The organism is Solwaraspora sp. WMMD791 (assembly GCF_029581195.1).
Lineage (GTDB): Bacteria > Actinomycetota > Actinomycetes > Mycobacteriales > Micromonosporaceae > Micromonospora_E.
This window is the reverse complement of the sequence record NZ_CP120737.1, coordinates 2,730,163-2,745,403: the sequence shown is the minus strand read 5'-3', so window position 1 is coordinate 2,745,403 and position 15,241 is coordinate 2,730,163. Positions and strand designations below refer to the sequence as shown.

The following is a 15,241-nucleotide window of genomic DNA, read 5'->3' as shown; positions in this document are numbered from 1 at the left end:
CACACTGGCTGAGATCGTGATTGACCGTCTAGCGGACAGTGGTCCGACAACCTGTGAAGCGGGATGGGAGAGGCGTCGATGAGCACAGACGCGCAGCAGACGGCGGGCCGGCCGGTGGTGTTCCGCAACGGCCTGGTGCTGACCATGGACGACGGCCACACGGTGCTGCCCCGCGCCGACGTGCTGATCGTCGGCGACCGGATCGCCGAGGTCGGCGAGGCGCTCGCCGTACCGGAGGGGACGCTGGAGATCGACGCGGCCGGCGGCATCGTCATGCCCGGCATGATCGACACCCACCGGCACATGTGGCAGACCGCGATGCGCGGGTACGGCGCCGACTGGACGCTGACCCAGTACTTCGTCTGGTACTACCTCGAATCCGGCAAACTGTTCCGTCCGGAGGACGTGTACGCCGGCAATCTGCTCGCCGCGATCGAGGCCATCGACGCCGGGGTCACCACCACCGTCGACTGGTCACACGGGCTGCAGACCCCACAGCACGCCGACGCCGCCGTGGACGCCCTCGAAGCCGTCCCCGGCCGGTTCGTCCTGGCCTACGGCAACCTGCAGCAGGGCCCGTGGGAGTGGGCGACCAGCCCCGGCTTCCGGGACTTCGTCACCCGCCGCATCCACGGCAAGGGCGACATGCTGGGCTTCCAGATGGCCTTCGACGTCACCGGCGACCCGAGCTTCCCGGAGAAGGCCGCCTTCGAAGTGGCCCGGGAACTCGGCGTGCCGGTCACCACCCATGCCGGGGTCTGGGGCGCCACCAACGACGACGGCATCCGGCTGATGCACGAGAACGGCTTCATGACCGAATCGACCGTCTACGTGCACGCCGCCACCCTCAACCGCGACTCGTACAACCGGATCGCCGCCACCGGCGGCTCGGCCTCGGTCTCCACCGAGAGCGAGCAGAGCGCCGGCCAGGGCTACCCGCCCACCTGGCAGCTGCGCCAGCACGACATCCCGGTGTCGCTGTCGATGGACACCAGTGTCTGGTGGAGCGGCGACCTGTTCTCCGCGATGCGCGCCACGCTCAGCGCCGACCGCTCCCGCGAACACCTCGAAGCACACGGGCGGCAGGAGACCGTCACCCACTGCCACCTGCGGGCCGAGCAGGTCGTGGACTGGGCCACCCGGGGCGGGGCGCGGGCGCTCGGCATGGACAGCCTGGTCGGGGCGCTCACCCCGGGTCGCAAGGCCGACGTGGTGCTGATCAAGAATGACGCCTCGCCGGTGATGTTCCCGATCCTGCACCCGTACGGCCACGTCGCGTTCCAGGCCCAGCGCGGCGACGTGCACAGCGTCGTGATCGACGGCCGGCTGGTCAAGCACGAACACCGTCTGGTCGACGTCGACCTGGCCGCCGCCCGCGCCGCCGTCGAACGCACGATCGAGCACCTCACCACCGAGATGGGCGCCGACGCCTGGACCAAGGGCATGAACCCGGACATCCCGCAGACCAAGGTGCTGGACAACCCGTACACCTACACCGAGTGGGACGCCGGCAGCGCCCAATGGAAGCATTGACCTTCTGGACAACCCCCGGCGGACGCCCGTCCGCCGGGGCCGTCCCCGGCCGGGTGCCACCCGCCGGGTCATCGGCAGCGGAGGGTCGCCATGGCGCGGGAAGCCGGACGTGAAGCGGGCGCCGACTTCATCGAGGCGCTGGCCCGAGGGCTGGACGTGCTGCGCTGCTTCCGGCCCGGCCGGCCCACGATGACGCTGAGCGAGATCGCCGCCGCCACCGGGCTGGCCCGCCCGACCGTACGGCGGATCCTGCTCACCCTCGAGGAGCTGGGGTACGTGCGCAGCGCCGCCGACCGGGGCTTCGCGCTCACCCCCCGGGTGCTGGAGCTGGGCATGGCGTACGTCAACGCGTTGAGCATCTGGGACGTGGCCCGCCCGCACATGCAGCGCCTGGTGGAGCAGACCGGCGAGTCGACGTCGATGGCACAGCTCGACGGCAGCGACATCGTCTACGTCACCCGGGTCGCCGTACCGAAGATCGTCACCCTGGCGGTGACCATCGGCACCCGGTTCCCGGCCGTGGCGACCTCGATGGGCAAGGTGTTGCTGGCCGCCCTCGACGACGAGGAGCTGACCGCCGTACTGGCGCATCCGGGTCGCTCCGGCATCGCCCCGCGCTGGCAGCCGGAGCGCGCCGAGCTCGACCGGGTGCTGCGCGAGGTCCGCGCGCGGGGCTGGGCCGCCGCCGACCAGGACCTGGCCGCCGGGATCCGGTCGGTCGCCACCGGGGTACGTGACGGCGACGGCCGGGTGGTCGCGGCGGTGAACGTGACCGTGCACGCCGCCGAGACCTCGATGGAGAAGCTGCTCGGCGAGCATCTGCCGAAGCTGCTCAGCACCGCCGCCGACATCAGTCACGACTGGGCGTTGCTGGCCGCCGTACCGATGTCGACCGTACGGCAGTTCGCCGCTCAACCTGCGCACCCGTGACCGTACGGCGGCTCCTGTGCCATTCGGATAGCTTTCGCCGGATTGTGCCCCTTTTTCGGTAAACATCGCTCTTGGTGGTAAAGGCGCTGATAGAACTGTCCGTACCTGTCGGGGTCCGGAGAGTGGGTGCGCAGCGCAATGACCAGTGCCGAACTGGCCACCGGCGAGCCACGAGTGGCCCTCGCCACGCCCGTGGCGACCGTGGCCCGCCCGGAAGCGGCCGGTCCTGGACACTCCGCAGTGGACACCGGTCGGCCGACGACCGGCCACCGGGGGCCGACCGGCGGATTCCGTCGAGACATCGAAGGGATGCGGGCGGTCGCCGTCGGGCTCGTCGTCGCCTACCACGCCGGGGTGCCGCTGCTCGACGGCGGCTACGTCGGCGTCGACGTCTTCTACGTCATCTCCGGTTTCGTGGTCACCACGGTGCTGCTGCGCGAGTTCACCAGCACCGGATCGGTCTCGATCCTGGGCTTCTACGCGCGGCGGGCCCGGCGCCTGCTGCCGGCCGCCATGGTCGTCCTCGTCGCCACCCTGATCGCTTCCTGGTGGTGGCTGCCGCTGCAGCTGCAGTGGATCGCCACCCAGGCGGTGGCCAGCATCGCTTACTGCGTCAACTTCCTGCTCGCCCGCAACAGTGTCGACTACCTCGACTCGATGCGCCGCGAGTCGCCGCTGGAGCACTACTGGTCGCTCGCGGTGGAGGAGCAGTTCTACCTGTGCTGGCCGCTGCTGCTGATCGTCCTGCTGCTGTGGGCCCGGCGTCGGCGCGCCGCCGGCCCGACCACCGCGCTCGTCGTCGTCGGCACGCTTGCCGTGTCGTCCTTCGTGCTCGGCGTGTGGCTGACCAGCCACTCACCCGGGTACGCCTACTTCGGCTCGCCGGCCCGGGCCTGGGAACTGCTCGCCGGCGCACTGCTCGCGCTCGGCCTGCCGGCCGTCGCGCGGATCCCGGCCCGGCTGGCCGCCGGCCTGACCTGGGCCGGCCTGGCCGCAGTGGTGGCGGCGGCGGTGCTGTTCGACGGCACCACCCGGTTCCCCGGGTACGCTGCCCTGCTGCCGGTGGCCGGCACCGCGATGGTGATCGCGGCCGGGTGCGTGCCGCATACCGGGGGAGCCGTCGGGCTGCTCGGCCGGGCACCGTTGCAGTGGATCGGCCGGTTGTCCTACTCGTGGTACCTGTGGCACTGGCCGTTCCTGGTGATCGGCGCGGCACTGCTCGGCGGCACCGCGACACTCTGGCAGAACCTGGCCCTGGTGGCCGGTGCGCTGCTCGCCGCCGTGGTGACGTACCGGCTCGTCGAGGACCCGCTCCGCCGAGCCCGGGTGCTGGCGGTCCGTCCCTGGCGGACCGTCGGGCTGGCCGTGGTGGCGTCGGCGGCCGTCGGGGCCGTGGCGGTGTCGGCGGTGCTGGTCCGCCCGACCGTGTCCGGCACCGGTGCCCCGGTCGACACCGCCGCCGTGCTGTCCGCGTCGACTGACGTGGAGCGCGACCTCGGCCGGCTGGTCGCTGCCAGCGTCGCCGCACCGGCCGTACCGGTGAATCTGACACCGCCGTTGCCGCAGGTCACGACAGACATCCCGACGGTGTTCCAGGACGGCTGCGTGGTCCTGAAGATCACCGACACCGGGACCGACCACCCCTGCGGGTACGGCGACCCGACGGCGACCCACACCGTCGTGCTGTTCGGTGACTCGCACGCCGGCAGTTGGTTCCCCGCCCTGCGTGAGCTGGTGACCGCCCGCGGTTGGCGGTTGGTCGTCATGGTCAAGGGCTTCTGCAGCGCCGCCTCTGTCCGCTTCCGCCTCGACTCGGTCAACCGCCCGTACGACGAATGTGTCCAGTGGCGTGACCAGGCACTGGACCGGATCCGCGAGCTGCGGCCGGCGCTGGTGGTCACCTCCTCGACCAACTACACCTTCGGCGACCCGGTCGGCAGATTCACCGACCGTGACCAGGTCTGGGCGGACGGCTGGGCCGGTACGGTGGCGGAGCTGCGTTCCCACGGCAGTCAGGTGGTGCTGATCGGCGATGTGCCGTGGCTGCCCCCGACCGTCGTCGACTGTCTCGCCGTCCATCTCGACGACGCCCGTACCTGCCACGGTGCCGTCGATGACGTGGTGCTGGAGCCGCGCCGCCGCCAGCTGATCGCCGATGCCGTCGCCCGGCACGGCGCGCTGGTCGTCGATCCGACGCCCTGGTTCTGCACCGCGACGGTCTGCCCGGCGCTGGTCGGCAACGTCGTCACGCTGCGCGATGGCAACCACATCTCGGCCACCTACTCGCGGCTGCTCTGGCGGGTGCTGGACGAGCGGATCGGCCGGCTGGGTGCCTAGTGGCGGCGATCGAGGCGAGACCCGACCCCGCCGGGTCGTCCAGTGCGACGCCCGCCGGGTTGCCTGACGGAGGGCTCGGCGCGGTGGCGGCCGGTCGCCGGTCCGACGCCCCGGTCGTCAGCTGGCTGCTGGCCGCCGCGCTCGTCCCGGCGACCAGTGCGGTGCTGGCCGCGACGAATCCGCTGCTGCAGCACTGGTTTCTCATCCCGGTCACCGTGTGCGGGGTGCTGATCGGGGTGGACGCGGTCGAGTGGCTGCTGCGCCGGCGCGACGTGTTCGACCCGCAGGCGATCCTCGGCCTGTTCGGTGTCCATTTCTACTACCTCACCCCGATCCTGCACGTCACGCTCGACTTCTGGCCGCCGCTGCTGTTTCCGTCCACGCCGGACTGGCGGGCCGCGCTCGGTGCGATGGCGCTGCTGAACGCGGTCGGCCTGGCCGGCTACCGGGCGATCGTGTCGGCGCCGGCCCGGCGGGTGCGGCGGGCGTCGGTCGGACCCGGTCTGCCGGCACCGGCCGACCGCCGCGACGAGGTGCGGTTCCAGCGGCATGACGAGGTGCGGTTCCAGCGGCATGACGAGGGGCGGTTCCTGAGGTTCGACGAGGTGCGGTTCCAGCGGTTCGCCGTGGCGGCGATCGCCGTGGGTGTCCTGGCGTTTGCGGCCCTGGTGACCCTGCTCGGCGGGCCGGTCGACTTCGTCACGGCGATGGCCCAGGACCGCCAGGCGCTGGCTGGGCTGGGCTGGCTGCTGCTGCTCAGCGAGTCCTTTCCGCTGTTGCTGTTCAGTCTGGTGGCGGTGCGCTGGCGGCGGGTGCTGCGGCAGCACGCCGGCCTGGTGGTGCTGCTGCTGGTGGGGCTGGTCGTCGTCCAGTTCGCGGTGAGCGGGCTGCGGGGCAGCCGGTCGAGCGTGCTGTGGCCGCTGGTGTTGGGCCTGGTCCTGGTCCACCTGGTGGTCGTCCCGATCACCCGCAAGGCGTTCTTCGCCTCGGCGGCCGTGGTCGTGGTCTTCGTCTACGGCTACGGGCTGTACAAGGGTGCCGGTGTCGAGGTGGTCGACATCGCCAAGGGCACCCGGACCGTCGAGGAGGTCTCCGAGACGACCGGGCGGGGCCTGCCGATGGTGCTGCTGGGGGACTTCGGCCGGGCCGACATCCAGGCGTTGCTGCTGGACCGGGAACGCGCCGACGCGGTCGGCTGGAGTCTGGGCAGCACCTACCTGGCCGCACCGCTGTCCCTGGTGCCCAGCACTCTGGTCGACGTCGACCTGCGGGACAAGTCCCAGGTCGGCACCAACGCGCTGTACGGGCCCGGGGTGTACGAGTCGGGGCTGCGCTCCGAGCGGGTCTTCGGGATCACCGGCGAGGCGACCCTGAACTTCGGTCCGGCCGGTGCGCTGGCGTCGTTCGGCGTCCTCGGGCTGTTTCTGCGGTTCGCCTGCCGCTACCACCACAGGGCGAGGCGGTCGTCGCAGCTCACGCCGAAGCTGCTCTGCGTACCGCTGTGCGCGGTCACGGTCATCCTGGTGACCGCCGACCTGGACAACATCCTGGCGTTCTACGTGGGCGAGGCGCTGCCGTTGACGGTGGTGGCGTTCTGCGCGCTGGCCCGGCGGCCGGCGTCAGTCGTCGACAATCCCAAAGTTGGACATTATGCCTCTAAGTGAGTGCTAGCCTCAAAAGCGATCAAATAGTGATGGAGGGTGCACCGTGGATGACATGCACGCCGTGATCATGGCGGGCGGCAAAGGCGTTCGGCTGCGGCCGTACACCACCGCGCTGCCGAAACCACTGGTGCCGATCGGGGACGACTTCGCGATCCTGGAAATCGTCCTGCATCAACTCGCCGCGTACGGCTTCCGCACCGCGACGCTGGCCATCAATCACCACGGTTCGCTGATCCGGGCCTTCGTCGGCGACGGCACCCGGTTCGGCCTGCACGTCGACTACGCCGAGGAACGGACCCCGCTGTCCACCGTCGGCCCCCTGTTCGGCCTGCGTGACCAGCTGCCGGACCGCTTCCTCGTGATGAACGGCGACATCCTGACCAACCTGCACTACGCCGACCTGCTGCGCGCCCACGTCGACTCCGGCGCCCCGGTGACCGTCGCGACCTTCCGCCGCAAGGTCGAGGTCGACTTCGGGGTGCTGGCCGTCGAAGGCGACAAGGTCGTCGAGTTCAAGGAGAAACCCGTCCTCGACTACCGGGTCAGCATGGGCGTCTACGGGCTCAGCAAGTCCACGATCGCGGCGTACCCGGTCGGCATCGCCCTCGGATTCGACCGGCTGATGACCGACCTCATCGACCGGGGCGACCCGCCCGCCGCCTACGACTTCGACGGCTACTGGCTCGACATCGGCCGTCCCGAGGACTACGACGAGGCGAACCGCACCTTCGCGACCCTCGCGCCGATCCTGCTGCCGGCGGCCCTGCGCGACCCCCGGTGACCACCCGTATCCCGAAAGGAGAGACCGTGTTCAACCGGATCGCAGTAGTGGGGATGGGCTACGTCGGCCTGACGCTGGCGGCCGGCCTGGCCCGCAACGGCTTCGAGGTGTACGGCGTCGACAGCTCGCCGACCGTGCGGGACTCCCTCGCCCAGGGGCGCGTGCACCTCTACGAGCCGGGCCTGGCCGACGCGCTGACCGAGACCCTCGGCACCTCGCTGTTCATCCACCCGGACCTGCCGGCGGGCCTCGACGCGGCGATCATCTGCGTGTCGACGCCGGTGCGCGCCGACACCCGGCAACCGGACCTGACGAACATCGCCGCCGCCGCGGCACAGATCGCCCACCAGTGCGGACCGGACACCCTCGTGGTGGTCCGCAGCACCGTACCGGTCGGCACCAGCCGGCGGACGGTGCTGCCGGCGCTGACCGCGGCCTGGGGCCGGGCCCGCCTGGTGATGGCCCCGGAACGCACCATCCAGGGCCAGGCCATGCGGGAGCTGGCCGAGTTGCCGCAGATCGTCGGCGGACTCGACGACGCCAGCCGTAACGCCGGGGTGGCTCTGTTCGGGGTGCTCGCCCGCCAGGTCGTCCCGGTCTCCAGCCTCGAGGCGGCCGAGCTGGTGAAGCTCGCGAACAACTGCCACACCGACCTGATCTACGCCTACGGTAACGAGATCGCCCTGCTCGCCGGGGCGCACGGCGTCGACCCGTTGGAGGTCGTCCGGGCAGCCAACCACGACTATCCCCGGCCCGACCTGGCCCGCCCCGGTTTCGTCGGCGGCAGCTGCCTGTCCAAGGATCCGTACCTGTTCGGCGCCAGCGCACCGGCGCACACCCCGCTGCTCGTCGCGGCCGCCCGCCAGCGCAACGAACAACTGCCGGTGCAGGTCGCCGAGACCGTCGTCGGGCGGCTGCGGCAGCTGCGTGGCGGCACCGCCGGTGCGACCCTGGCCGTCCTCGGCTGGGCCTACAAGGGCTGGCCGCCCACCGACGACATGCGGGGCGCGGCGATCGTGCCGATGATGCCGGTCTTCCAACGGGCCGGGCTGCGGGTACTCGGCCACGACCCACTGGTCACCGACGACGTCATCCGGGCACACGGCGGTGACCCGGTCAGCCTCGACAAGGCGTTCAGCGAGGCCGACGCCGTGCTGGTGCTCAACGACCACCCCGACTACCGGGCACTGCCGGTGACGACGCTGCTGCCCGGCACCGGCGTCCGGCTGGTCTACGACTCGTGGCGCATCCTCGACGAGGAACTGGTCCGGGCCGCCGGCGCCCATTACGAGGGCATCGGTTACCGCCCGGCCGGGGAGCTGGTGTGATGCGCGCGCTCGTGCTCGGCGGTGCCGGCTTCATCGGACTGCACCTGACCCGTCGGCTGCTCGCCGACGGCCACACCGTCACCGTCGTCGACGACTTCTCCCGGGGCCGCGACGACGCCGAACTGGCCCGCGTCTGCGCCGACCCGGCCGTCGACGTGGTCACCGGTGACCTCACCCGTGCCGCGACCTGGGCGGCGCTGCCCCACCGGTTCGACCAGGTGTACCTGCTCGCGGCCGTCGTCGGGGTCCGCAACGTCGAAGCCGACCCGGCCCGGGTGGTCCGGGTCAACTCGCTGGTCGCCCTGCACCTGATGGACTGGCTGACCGCCGCCGACCGGGTCTTCTTCAGCTCCACCAGCGAGGTGTACGCCGGTGCCGTCGCCGCCGGCGTCGCCGCCGTACCGACCGGTGAGGACGTGCCCGCCATGGTGGCCGACGTCACCGCGCCCCGGTTCGCGTACGCCACCAGCAAACTGCTCGGCGAGGCCGCCGTGCTGCACGGCGCCCGCGCCGTCGGAGCCGGCGCCGTCGTCGGCCGCTTCCACAACGTGTACGGGCCACGGATGGGCACCGACCACGTGGTGCCGGAGATGGCGCTGCGGGCGATCCGGGGCGAGGACCCGTTCCGGGTGCCCGGCGCCGACCAGTACCGGGCCTTCTGCCACGTCGACGACGCGGTCGAGGCGGTCCTACGGCTGATGGCCACCCCGGCCGCGACCGGGCAGATCGTGCACATCGGCAACGACGCCGAGCAGACCAACATCGCCGACCTGGCGAAACTGGTGCTGCGGACCGCCGGCAGCCACGCCAGTCTGCAACCCGAGCCGGCACCGGCCGGCTCGGTGCACCGTCGCTGCCCCGACCTGCGTACCCTGCGCCGGCTGACCGGCTACGAGCCGCAGGTCGGGCTGGACGACGGCGTCGCCCGGACCTTCGCCTGGTACCGCGACCACTGGCGACCCGACCACGGGCACCGCGCCACCACCGACCCGGTCCGGCCGGACCACACCGGAAAGCAGGTGCCGCCATGTCGGTGAGTCTGCGCCGACGGATCCTCGACGCGGTCGACGACCGGGTGGATCCGCGGATCATCGCCGGGCTGGGCGGGATCGCCCTGTCGCTGCGGTCCCGGTCGCGGTGCGTCGTGCGCTACGAGGACCAGGACTGGATCCACCGGTACCCGAGCGGGGTCGTGGTCAACACCACGCTGGGTGGGGTGTGCGCCGCCGAGGAGGACCGGATCGCCCGGGACACCTTCCTCTACGCCCACCACCCGCGCCCCGGCGGCACGGTCGTCGACATCGGCGCCGGGGTCGGCTCCGAGGTCCGGATCTTCTCCCGGGCCGTCGGCGACACCGGCCGGGTGCTCAGCATCGAGGCGCATCCGCGCACCTTCCGCTGTCTGCGCCGTACCGTCGAACTGAACCGGTTGTCGAACGTGACCCTGCTGGAATGCGCCGTCGTCGGCGAGGCCGGCCCGGTCCGCCTCGACGAGGACACCCTCGGCCACATCCGCAACGGGATCACCCGCGCCGGCCCGCACGACAGCGACGCGGGTGCCGGCGACGCGGGTGCCAGCGGTGTCGAGGTCGTCGGCCGACGGCTGGACGAGATCCTGCGCAGCTGCGGCGTCGACCGGGTCGACCTGCTCAAGATGAACATCGAGGGCGCCGAACTGGAGGTGCTGCGGTCCGCCGTCGACGTGCTCGACGTCGTCGACAACCTGGTGGTGTCCTGCCACGACTTCAAGGCCGAGGGCCCCGCCGACGCCTGGATGCGCACCTTCGCGCCGGTCAAGGCCCTGCTGCGCGACGCCGGCTACACGATCACCACCCGGCCCGGCGATCCCCGACCGTGGATCCCCTACTACGTGTACGCGACCCGGGGCAGGTGAGCATGCGACTGCTCTACATCGGCGGGATGGGCCGCAGCGGCAGCACCCTGGTCGAACGGATTCTCAACGAACTACCGGGCGTCTGCGGCCTCGGCGAGGTGGCGCAGGTCTGGGACAACGGCGTCCGCGACAACCGGCGCTGCGCCTGCGGTGCCGCGTTCCACGACTGCCCGCTGTGGCGGCGCATCGGCGAGTACGCCTTCGGCGGCTGGCACAACGTCGACCTCGACCGGGTACGCCGGCTCCGCGACACGGTCGGCCGTACCCGGCACATCGGACGGCTCGCCGGGCCCCGGCTGTCCGCCCGCCGCCGGTCGCGGGTCGCCACCTACGTCGGGTACCACGCGCGCATCTACACGGCGGCGGCGACCATCACCGGCGCACAGGTCGTCGTCGACTCGTCCAAGGACACCGCGCTGGCGTACGGCCTGCGCTGGGCCGGACCGGCCGACCTGCGGATCCTGCACCTGGTACGGGACCCGCGCGGGGTCGCGTACTCCTGGATGAAACAGGTCCACGACCCCGAAGCCGGCGCCCTGGTGCCGGTGCCGAAGTTCCCGTCGGCCCGGTGCGCGCTGAGCTGGAGTGGGCACAACGCCGCCTACGACCTGCTGGCCCGCCTCGGCCGCCGCACCGACGCCCCCGAAGTCGACCAGCAGGTGCGCCGGATGCGCTACGAGGACGTCCTGGCCGATCCGCCGGGTGCCCTGACAGCCCTGGCAGACTTCGCCGGCCTGCCCCTCGCCGGGGCCGACCTGTCCTTCCTGGGCAGCGACCACGCGCGACTCGGCACCCCGCACAGCATCTCCGGCAACCGGATGCGGTTCGACACCGGCCGGCTGCGGCTACGCGTCGACGACGCCTGGCGCGCTTCGTTGCCGGCGGGGCGCCGACGGCTGATCGGCACCCTGACCGCGCCGTTGCTGCGCGCGTACGGCTACCACCGGCCGACGCCGCCGGTCGAGGCCGTACCGCCGCGCCCACCGGCCCCGTCCGGAGCGGAACCTGCCCGGCACGCCGCTGGCCAAAAGGTGTGACCTCGAACGCAAGGAGACATCGATGCGAGCGGTGGTGGCCGTCGAAGGACGGATCGCACGGACCCCTGACAACAGACTGTGGACCGAGATCGGGCAGGACCACCAGTTCTGGACCCGGTACCTGACGGCGTTCGACGAGGTCCGGGTGGTCGCCCGGGTACGCGACGCCACCGTCGCGCCGCCCGGGGCGAAACGGGTCGACGGCCCGCAGGTGCAGGTGTGGCCGGTGCCGCACTACCTCGGCCCCTACCAGTACCTCGCCCGCCGGGCCGCGATCGGCCGGGCGCTGCGCGACTGCGTCGGACCCGCCGACGCGCTGATCCTGCGGGCCCCGACGCCGGTCGGCAGCCTGCTCGCCGCCGCCCGGGACCGGCAGCGACTGCCGTACGCGGTGGAAGTCGTCGGCGACCCGTACGACCTGTTCGCCCCCGGCGTGGTGGACCACCCGCTGCGGCCGGTGCTGCGCCGCACCTGGGTCCGGCAGCTGCGCCGCCAGTGCCGGCGGGCCATCGCCGTCGGATACGTGACCGAGCAGTTCCTGCAGGCCAGATATCCGGCCGCCCCGGGCGCAGCGAGTGTCGCCGTATCCGACGTCGACCTCGCCCCGGCCGCGTACGTCGACACTCCCCGTACGGCCATTCGGCCCGCCGGACCCACCACCCTGATCAGCGTCGGCTCCCTGGAGCAGCGCTACAAGGGCGTCGACACCCTGATCACGGCGCTCGCCGGGCTGGTCGCCGCCGGCCGCGACCTGCGGCTGGTGCACGTCGGCGACGGCCGGTACCGGCCCTGGCTGACCGACCTCGCCCGCCATCACGGCGTCGCCGACCGGGTCGAATTCACCGGCGCGCTGCCACCGGGTGACGCCGTCCGCCGCCGACTCGACGCCGCCGACCTGTTCGTCATGCCGTCGCGCACCGAAGGCCTGCCCCGCGCGATGCTCGAAGCGATGGCGCGGGCGCTGCCCGCCGTCGGCTCCACCGTCGGCGGCATCCCCGAACTGCTGCCACCGGAGTTCACCGTCGCACCCGACGACCCGCACCGGCTGGCCGCGACCATCGCCGCGCTGCTGGACCGACCGGAGGCGATGGCCGCCGCGTCGGCCCGCAACCTGGCCCGCGCCGGGGACTATGCCGCGACCGTGCTGCACACCCGCCGGGCCGCCTTCTACCAGGCCGTCGCCGCCGCGACCGCCGCCCAGTGCCGTCAGCCCAGCACCCCACAGAGGAGCTACGCGTGAGCCAGCCATCCGCCCCGTCGACCACCAGGACACCGGCTGCGCCAGCGGCGGCGGCCCGGGTGCCGGCGGAACCGGTGCACGTGGTCCACGTCATCGCCAGCCTCGACCGGGGCGGCGCGGAGACCCTCTCGCTCGACATGTGCCGGGCGATCCCGGCCGACGAGGTCCGGCAGACCTTCATCACCATGGGCGGGCGCGAGGGCAGCCTCGCCCCGCAGTTCCGGGCCGCCGGAGCCGAGGTCGTGCAGGTCCCGCAGCACCCGACCGTCACCCACCCGGTGCGGCTGTGGCGGCACCTGCGGTCCCGACCGGTCGACGTGGTGGTCTCCCACATCAGCCTGTTCAGCGCGATCGTGCTGGCGGTGGCGATGCTACGGGGCGTACCGGTGCGGATCGCCCGGATGTGGAGCGAAGGCGACGGCCGCCGCGACACCGCCGCGCGCCGGCTGCTGCGCGCCGTCCTGCGCAAACTGCTGCACCTGTTCGCCACCGACATCGTGGCGGTCAGCGACGCGGCGATGGCGTACGCCGGGCGCCGCGTCGGCCTGCCCGGCTGCCGGATTCTCTACAACAGCGTCGACGCCGCCCGGGTCGCCGGCCCCGATCGGACGGCCGCCCGCCGACAGTGGGGCATCCCCTCCGACGACGTCGTCATCGGCTACATCGGCCGGGCCGCACCGGAGAAGAACCGGCCGTTCCTGATCGACGTGCACCGTGCGGTCCGCGACCAGGCGCCACCGACGGCACCGACGACCCGGCTGCTGGTCGTCGGCCCGTGCGGCACCGACGACATCGTGTCGGCCCATCCCGACGTGGTCGACGACCCGACAGTCACCCTCGCCGGCGAAGTGGACGAGATCGCCTCGGTCCTCGCCGCCGCCGACGTGTTCGTCCTGACCTCCCACTGGGAGGGACTGCCCGGGGTGGTCCTCGAAGCGCTCGCCGCCGGGCTGCCGGTCGTCGCCACCGACCTGCCCTGCCTGCGGGAGGCGTCCCGGTACGTCGACGGGCTCACCCTCGTCGACCTGGCCGCCGGAGCACACCGGTGGGCCGAGGCGGTGACCAGCGCCGCCCGGACCGACCGGGACGGGCGGGCACGGATCCGGGCGAGCTTCGCGGCGTCGCCGTTCCAGACCCGGCACGCGGCCGCACAGTGGCGGGCACTGTGGCGGGCCGACCCCCGGTGATCCGCAGCCGGCGGTCCACCCTCGCCCTGCTGACCGGCTCCAGCGCCGTCCAACTGGGCAGCAACATGGTGGCGGCACTGCTGGCCAGCGCGGTGCTCGGCCCGCACGGACGCGGCCTGATGGTGCTCGGCGTCTCCACCGCCGGCATCGTGCCGCTGCTCGCCGGCCTGGGCACCGGTCCACAACTGCGGGCGGCGTACCCGTCGACCCCGGCCGACGTACGCCGACGCGACCTGATCGCCAGCTACACCTGGTGGTCGGTGGCGGCGGTCGGCATCGCCGCTGTCACCGCCGTCGCCGTCTCGGCGGCCTGCGCGCCGCTGATCGACCCGGGCCTGGCCGACCCCCGCTACCTGCTCGCCCTGGCCGTGCTGACCTGCGGCTACGTCGCCCACACCCAACTGCCCGACAGCTGGTACGCCGCCGGCGGGTTCCGCAACGGCAGCCTGTGGGCGATCACCACCACCGTCGGCGGAACCGCCGGGCTGCTCGTCGCCGTGGCCGTCGCCCCGGCCGTCTGGACCCTGCTGGCCGGCCAGGGCCTCGGTATGCTCGCGGCGGTCACCGTCCAGGTGACCCGGCTGCGCGCCGCCGGCCTGCTGAGCTTCGCGCCGCCGACCCGTGGCGACCTGGCCGCCCTGCTCCGCCAAGGGGTCCGGGCGCTCGGCCTCACCCTCGGACTGGCGCTGACGCTACGACTCGACCGGTACGTGCTCGGTGCGATCACCGGTGCGGCGACGGTCGGCGTCTACTCGGTGGCGTCCACCCTCGGCCAACTGCCCCGGATGGTGCCCACCGCCATCGGCCAGCTCGTCAACCGCGACGCCGCGCTCGCCGACGGCCCGCTGCGCCCGGTACGGGCGGTGGCGACGACCGCGGTCGCCGTCGTCGCCACCGGCGCGGTGACGACCGCACTCGGCTGGCTGGTGATCGTGCCACTGCTCGGCCCGCAGTTCGTCGGTGCCCGGCCGCTGCTGCTGGTCCTCGTCGTCGCCGAGATCGCGTTCGTGCCGTACGCGGTGGCCAGCCGGGCACTGCTCGGCGCCGGCCGGATGGGCGCCGTCGGCGCGTTCGGTCTGCTCTGGAGCGCGGCAGCGGTGCTGCTGTTCGTCGTCGCCGTCGGGCTGTGGGATGCGCTCGGGGCGGCCCTGGCCTGCGTCACGCTGTACGCCGGACTCTCCGTCTCGTCCTGGTGGCTGCTGACCCGGCGACTCACCCGCCGCCCGGCTGCGGAACCGGCCGGGGCGCTCCCACAGCCCGCCCCGTTGACCCGGGTGTGAAGCCACCCTCGACGACAAGGAGTCAGCTCG

At 72.6% G+C, this 15,241-nt stretch carries 12 protein-coding genes; all 12 read left to right on the top strand.

Annotation, left to right across the window (positions count from 1 at the left end):
• The first annotated feature begins 78 nt into the window (after positions 1-78).
• The 12 genes from O7623_RS12115 to O7623_RS12060 all read left to right on the top strand — a co-directional run bounded on the left by O7623_RS12115 (position 79) and on the right by O7623_RS12060 (position 15,211).
• Positions 79-1,533, top strand: coding sequence for an amidohydrolase family protein (locus O7623_RS12115; protein WP_282228708.1), 1,455 nt, complete (start codon positions 79-81; stop codon positions 1,531-1,533).
• Positions 1,534-1,623: 90 nt separating this feature from the next.
• Entirely contained in the window at positions 1,624-2,463 is an 840-nt protein-coding gene (locus O7623_RS12110; RefSeq protein WP_282228707.1) for an IclR family transcriptional regulator C-terminal domain-containing protein, read from the top strand.
• Between the two features lie 126 nt (positions 2,464-2,589).
• Positions 2,590-4,800 carry an acyltransferase family protein gene (locus O7623_RS12105; RefSeq protein WP_282228706.1) on the top strand — a complete coding sequence of 737 codons (2,211 nt, stop codon included), beginning with the start codon at positions 2,590-2,592 and terminating at the stop codon, positions 4,798-4,800.
• Between the two features lie 59 nt (positions 4,801-4,859).
• Complete coding sequence (locus O7623_RS12100; RefSeq protein WP_282228705.1) at positions 4,860-6,464, top strand: hypothetical protein; 1,605 nt, start codon at positions 4,860-4,862, stop codon at positions 6,462-6,464.
• Positions 6,465-6,516: 52 nt separating this feature from the next.
• A complete protein-coding gene (locus O7623_RS12095; protein WP_282228704.1) occupies positions 6,517-7,245 on the top strand; it encodes a sugar phosphate nucleotidyltransferase in 729 nt (242 codons plus the stop codon).
• A gap of 26 nt (positions 7,246-7,271) precedes the next feature.
• The gene (locus O7623_RS12090; protein ID WP_282228703.1) at positions 7,272-8,573 is read left to right on the top strand and encodes a nucleotide sugar dehydrogenase; all 1,302 of its coding nucleotides are present in this window, start codon (positions 7,272-7,274) and stop codon (positions 8,571-8,573) included.
• Positions 8,573-9,610 carry an NAD-dependent epimerase/dehydratase family protein gene (locus O7623_RS12085; protein WP_282228702.1) on the top strand — a complete coding sequence of 346 codons (1,038 nt, stop codon included), beginning with the start codon at positions 8,573-8,575 and terminating at the stop codon, positions 9,608-9,610. The genes O7623_RS12090 and O7623_RS12085 overlap by 1 nt, the downstream gene beginning before the upstream one ends.
• Entirely contained in the window at positions 9,601-10,467 is an 867-nt protein-coding gene (locus O7623_RS12080) for an FkbM family methyltransferase (protein ID WP_282228701.1), read from the top strand. Before O7623_RS12085 ends, O7623_RS12080 begins: the two co-directional genes overlap by 10 nt.
• Before the next feature lie 2 nt (positions 10,468-10,469).
• Positions 10,470-11,504 carry a sulfotransferase gene (locus O7623_RS12075; protein ID WP_282229392.1) on the top strand — a complete coding sequence of 345 codons (1,035 nt, stop codon included), beginning with the start codon at positions 10,470-10,472 and terminating at the stop codon, positions 11,502-11,504.
• Positions 11,505-11,526: 22 nt separating this feature from the next.
• On the top strand, positions 11,527-12,744 hold the full coding sequence (locus O7623_RS12070; protein WP_282228700.1) for a glycosyltransferase family 4 protein: 1,218 nt from the start codon (positions 11,527-11,529) through the stop codon (positions 12,742-12,744).
• Positions 12,741-13,931, top strand: coding sequence for a glycosyltransferase (locus O7623_RS12065; protein WP_282228699.1), 1,191 nt, complete (start codon positions 12,741-12,743; stop codon positions 13,929-13,931). The genes O7623_RS12070 and O7623_RS12065 overlap by 4 nt, the downstream gene beginning before the upstream one ends.
• A complete protein-coding gene (locus O7623_RS12060; RefSeq protein ID WP_282228698.1) occupies positions 13,910-15,211 on the top strand; it encodes an oligosaccharide flippase family protein in 1,302 nt (433 codons plus the stop codon). Before O7623_RS12065 ends, O7623_RS12060 begins: the two co-directional genes overlap by 22 nt.
• Positions 15,212-15,241: the final 30 nt, after the last annotated feature.

Bases quoted from the DNA above. Each gene is read 5' to 3' on its own strand.
- O7623_RS12080 (WP_282228701.1), top strand. From the start codon at position 9,601: ATGTCGGTGAGTCTGCGCCGACGGATCCTCGACGCGGTCGACGACCGG.
- O7623_RS12075 (WP_282229392.1), top strand. From the start codon at position 10,470: ATGCGACTGCTCTACATCGGCGGGATGGGCCGCAGCGGCAGCACCCTG.
- O7623_RS12070 (WP_282228700.1), top strand. From the start codon at position 11,527: ATGCGAGCGGTGGTGGCCGTCGAAGGACGGATCGCACGGACCCCTGAC.
- O7623_RS12110 (WP_282228707.1), top strand. From the start codon at position 1,624: ATGGCGCGGGAAGCCGGACGTGAAGCGGGCGCCGACTTCATCGAGGCG.
- O7623_RS12085 (WP_282228702.1), top strand. From the start codon at position 8,573: ATGCGCGCGCTCGTGCTCGGCGGTGCCGGCTTCATCGGACTGCACCTG.
- O7623_RS12095 (WP_282228704.1), top strand. From the start codon at position 6,517: ATGCACGCCGTGATCATGGCGGGCGGCAAAGGCGTTCGGCTGCGGCCG.
- O7623_RS12115 (WP_282228708.1), top strand. From the start codon at position 79: ATGAGCACAGACGCGCAGCAGACGGCGGGCCGGCCGGTGGTGTTCCGC.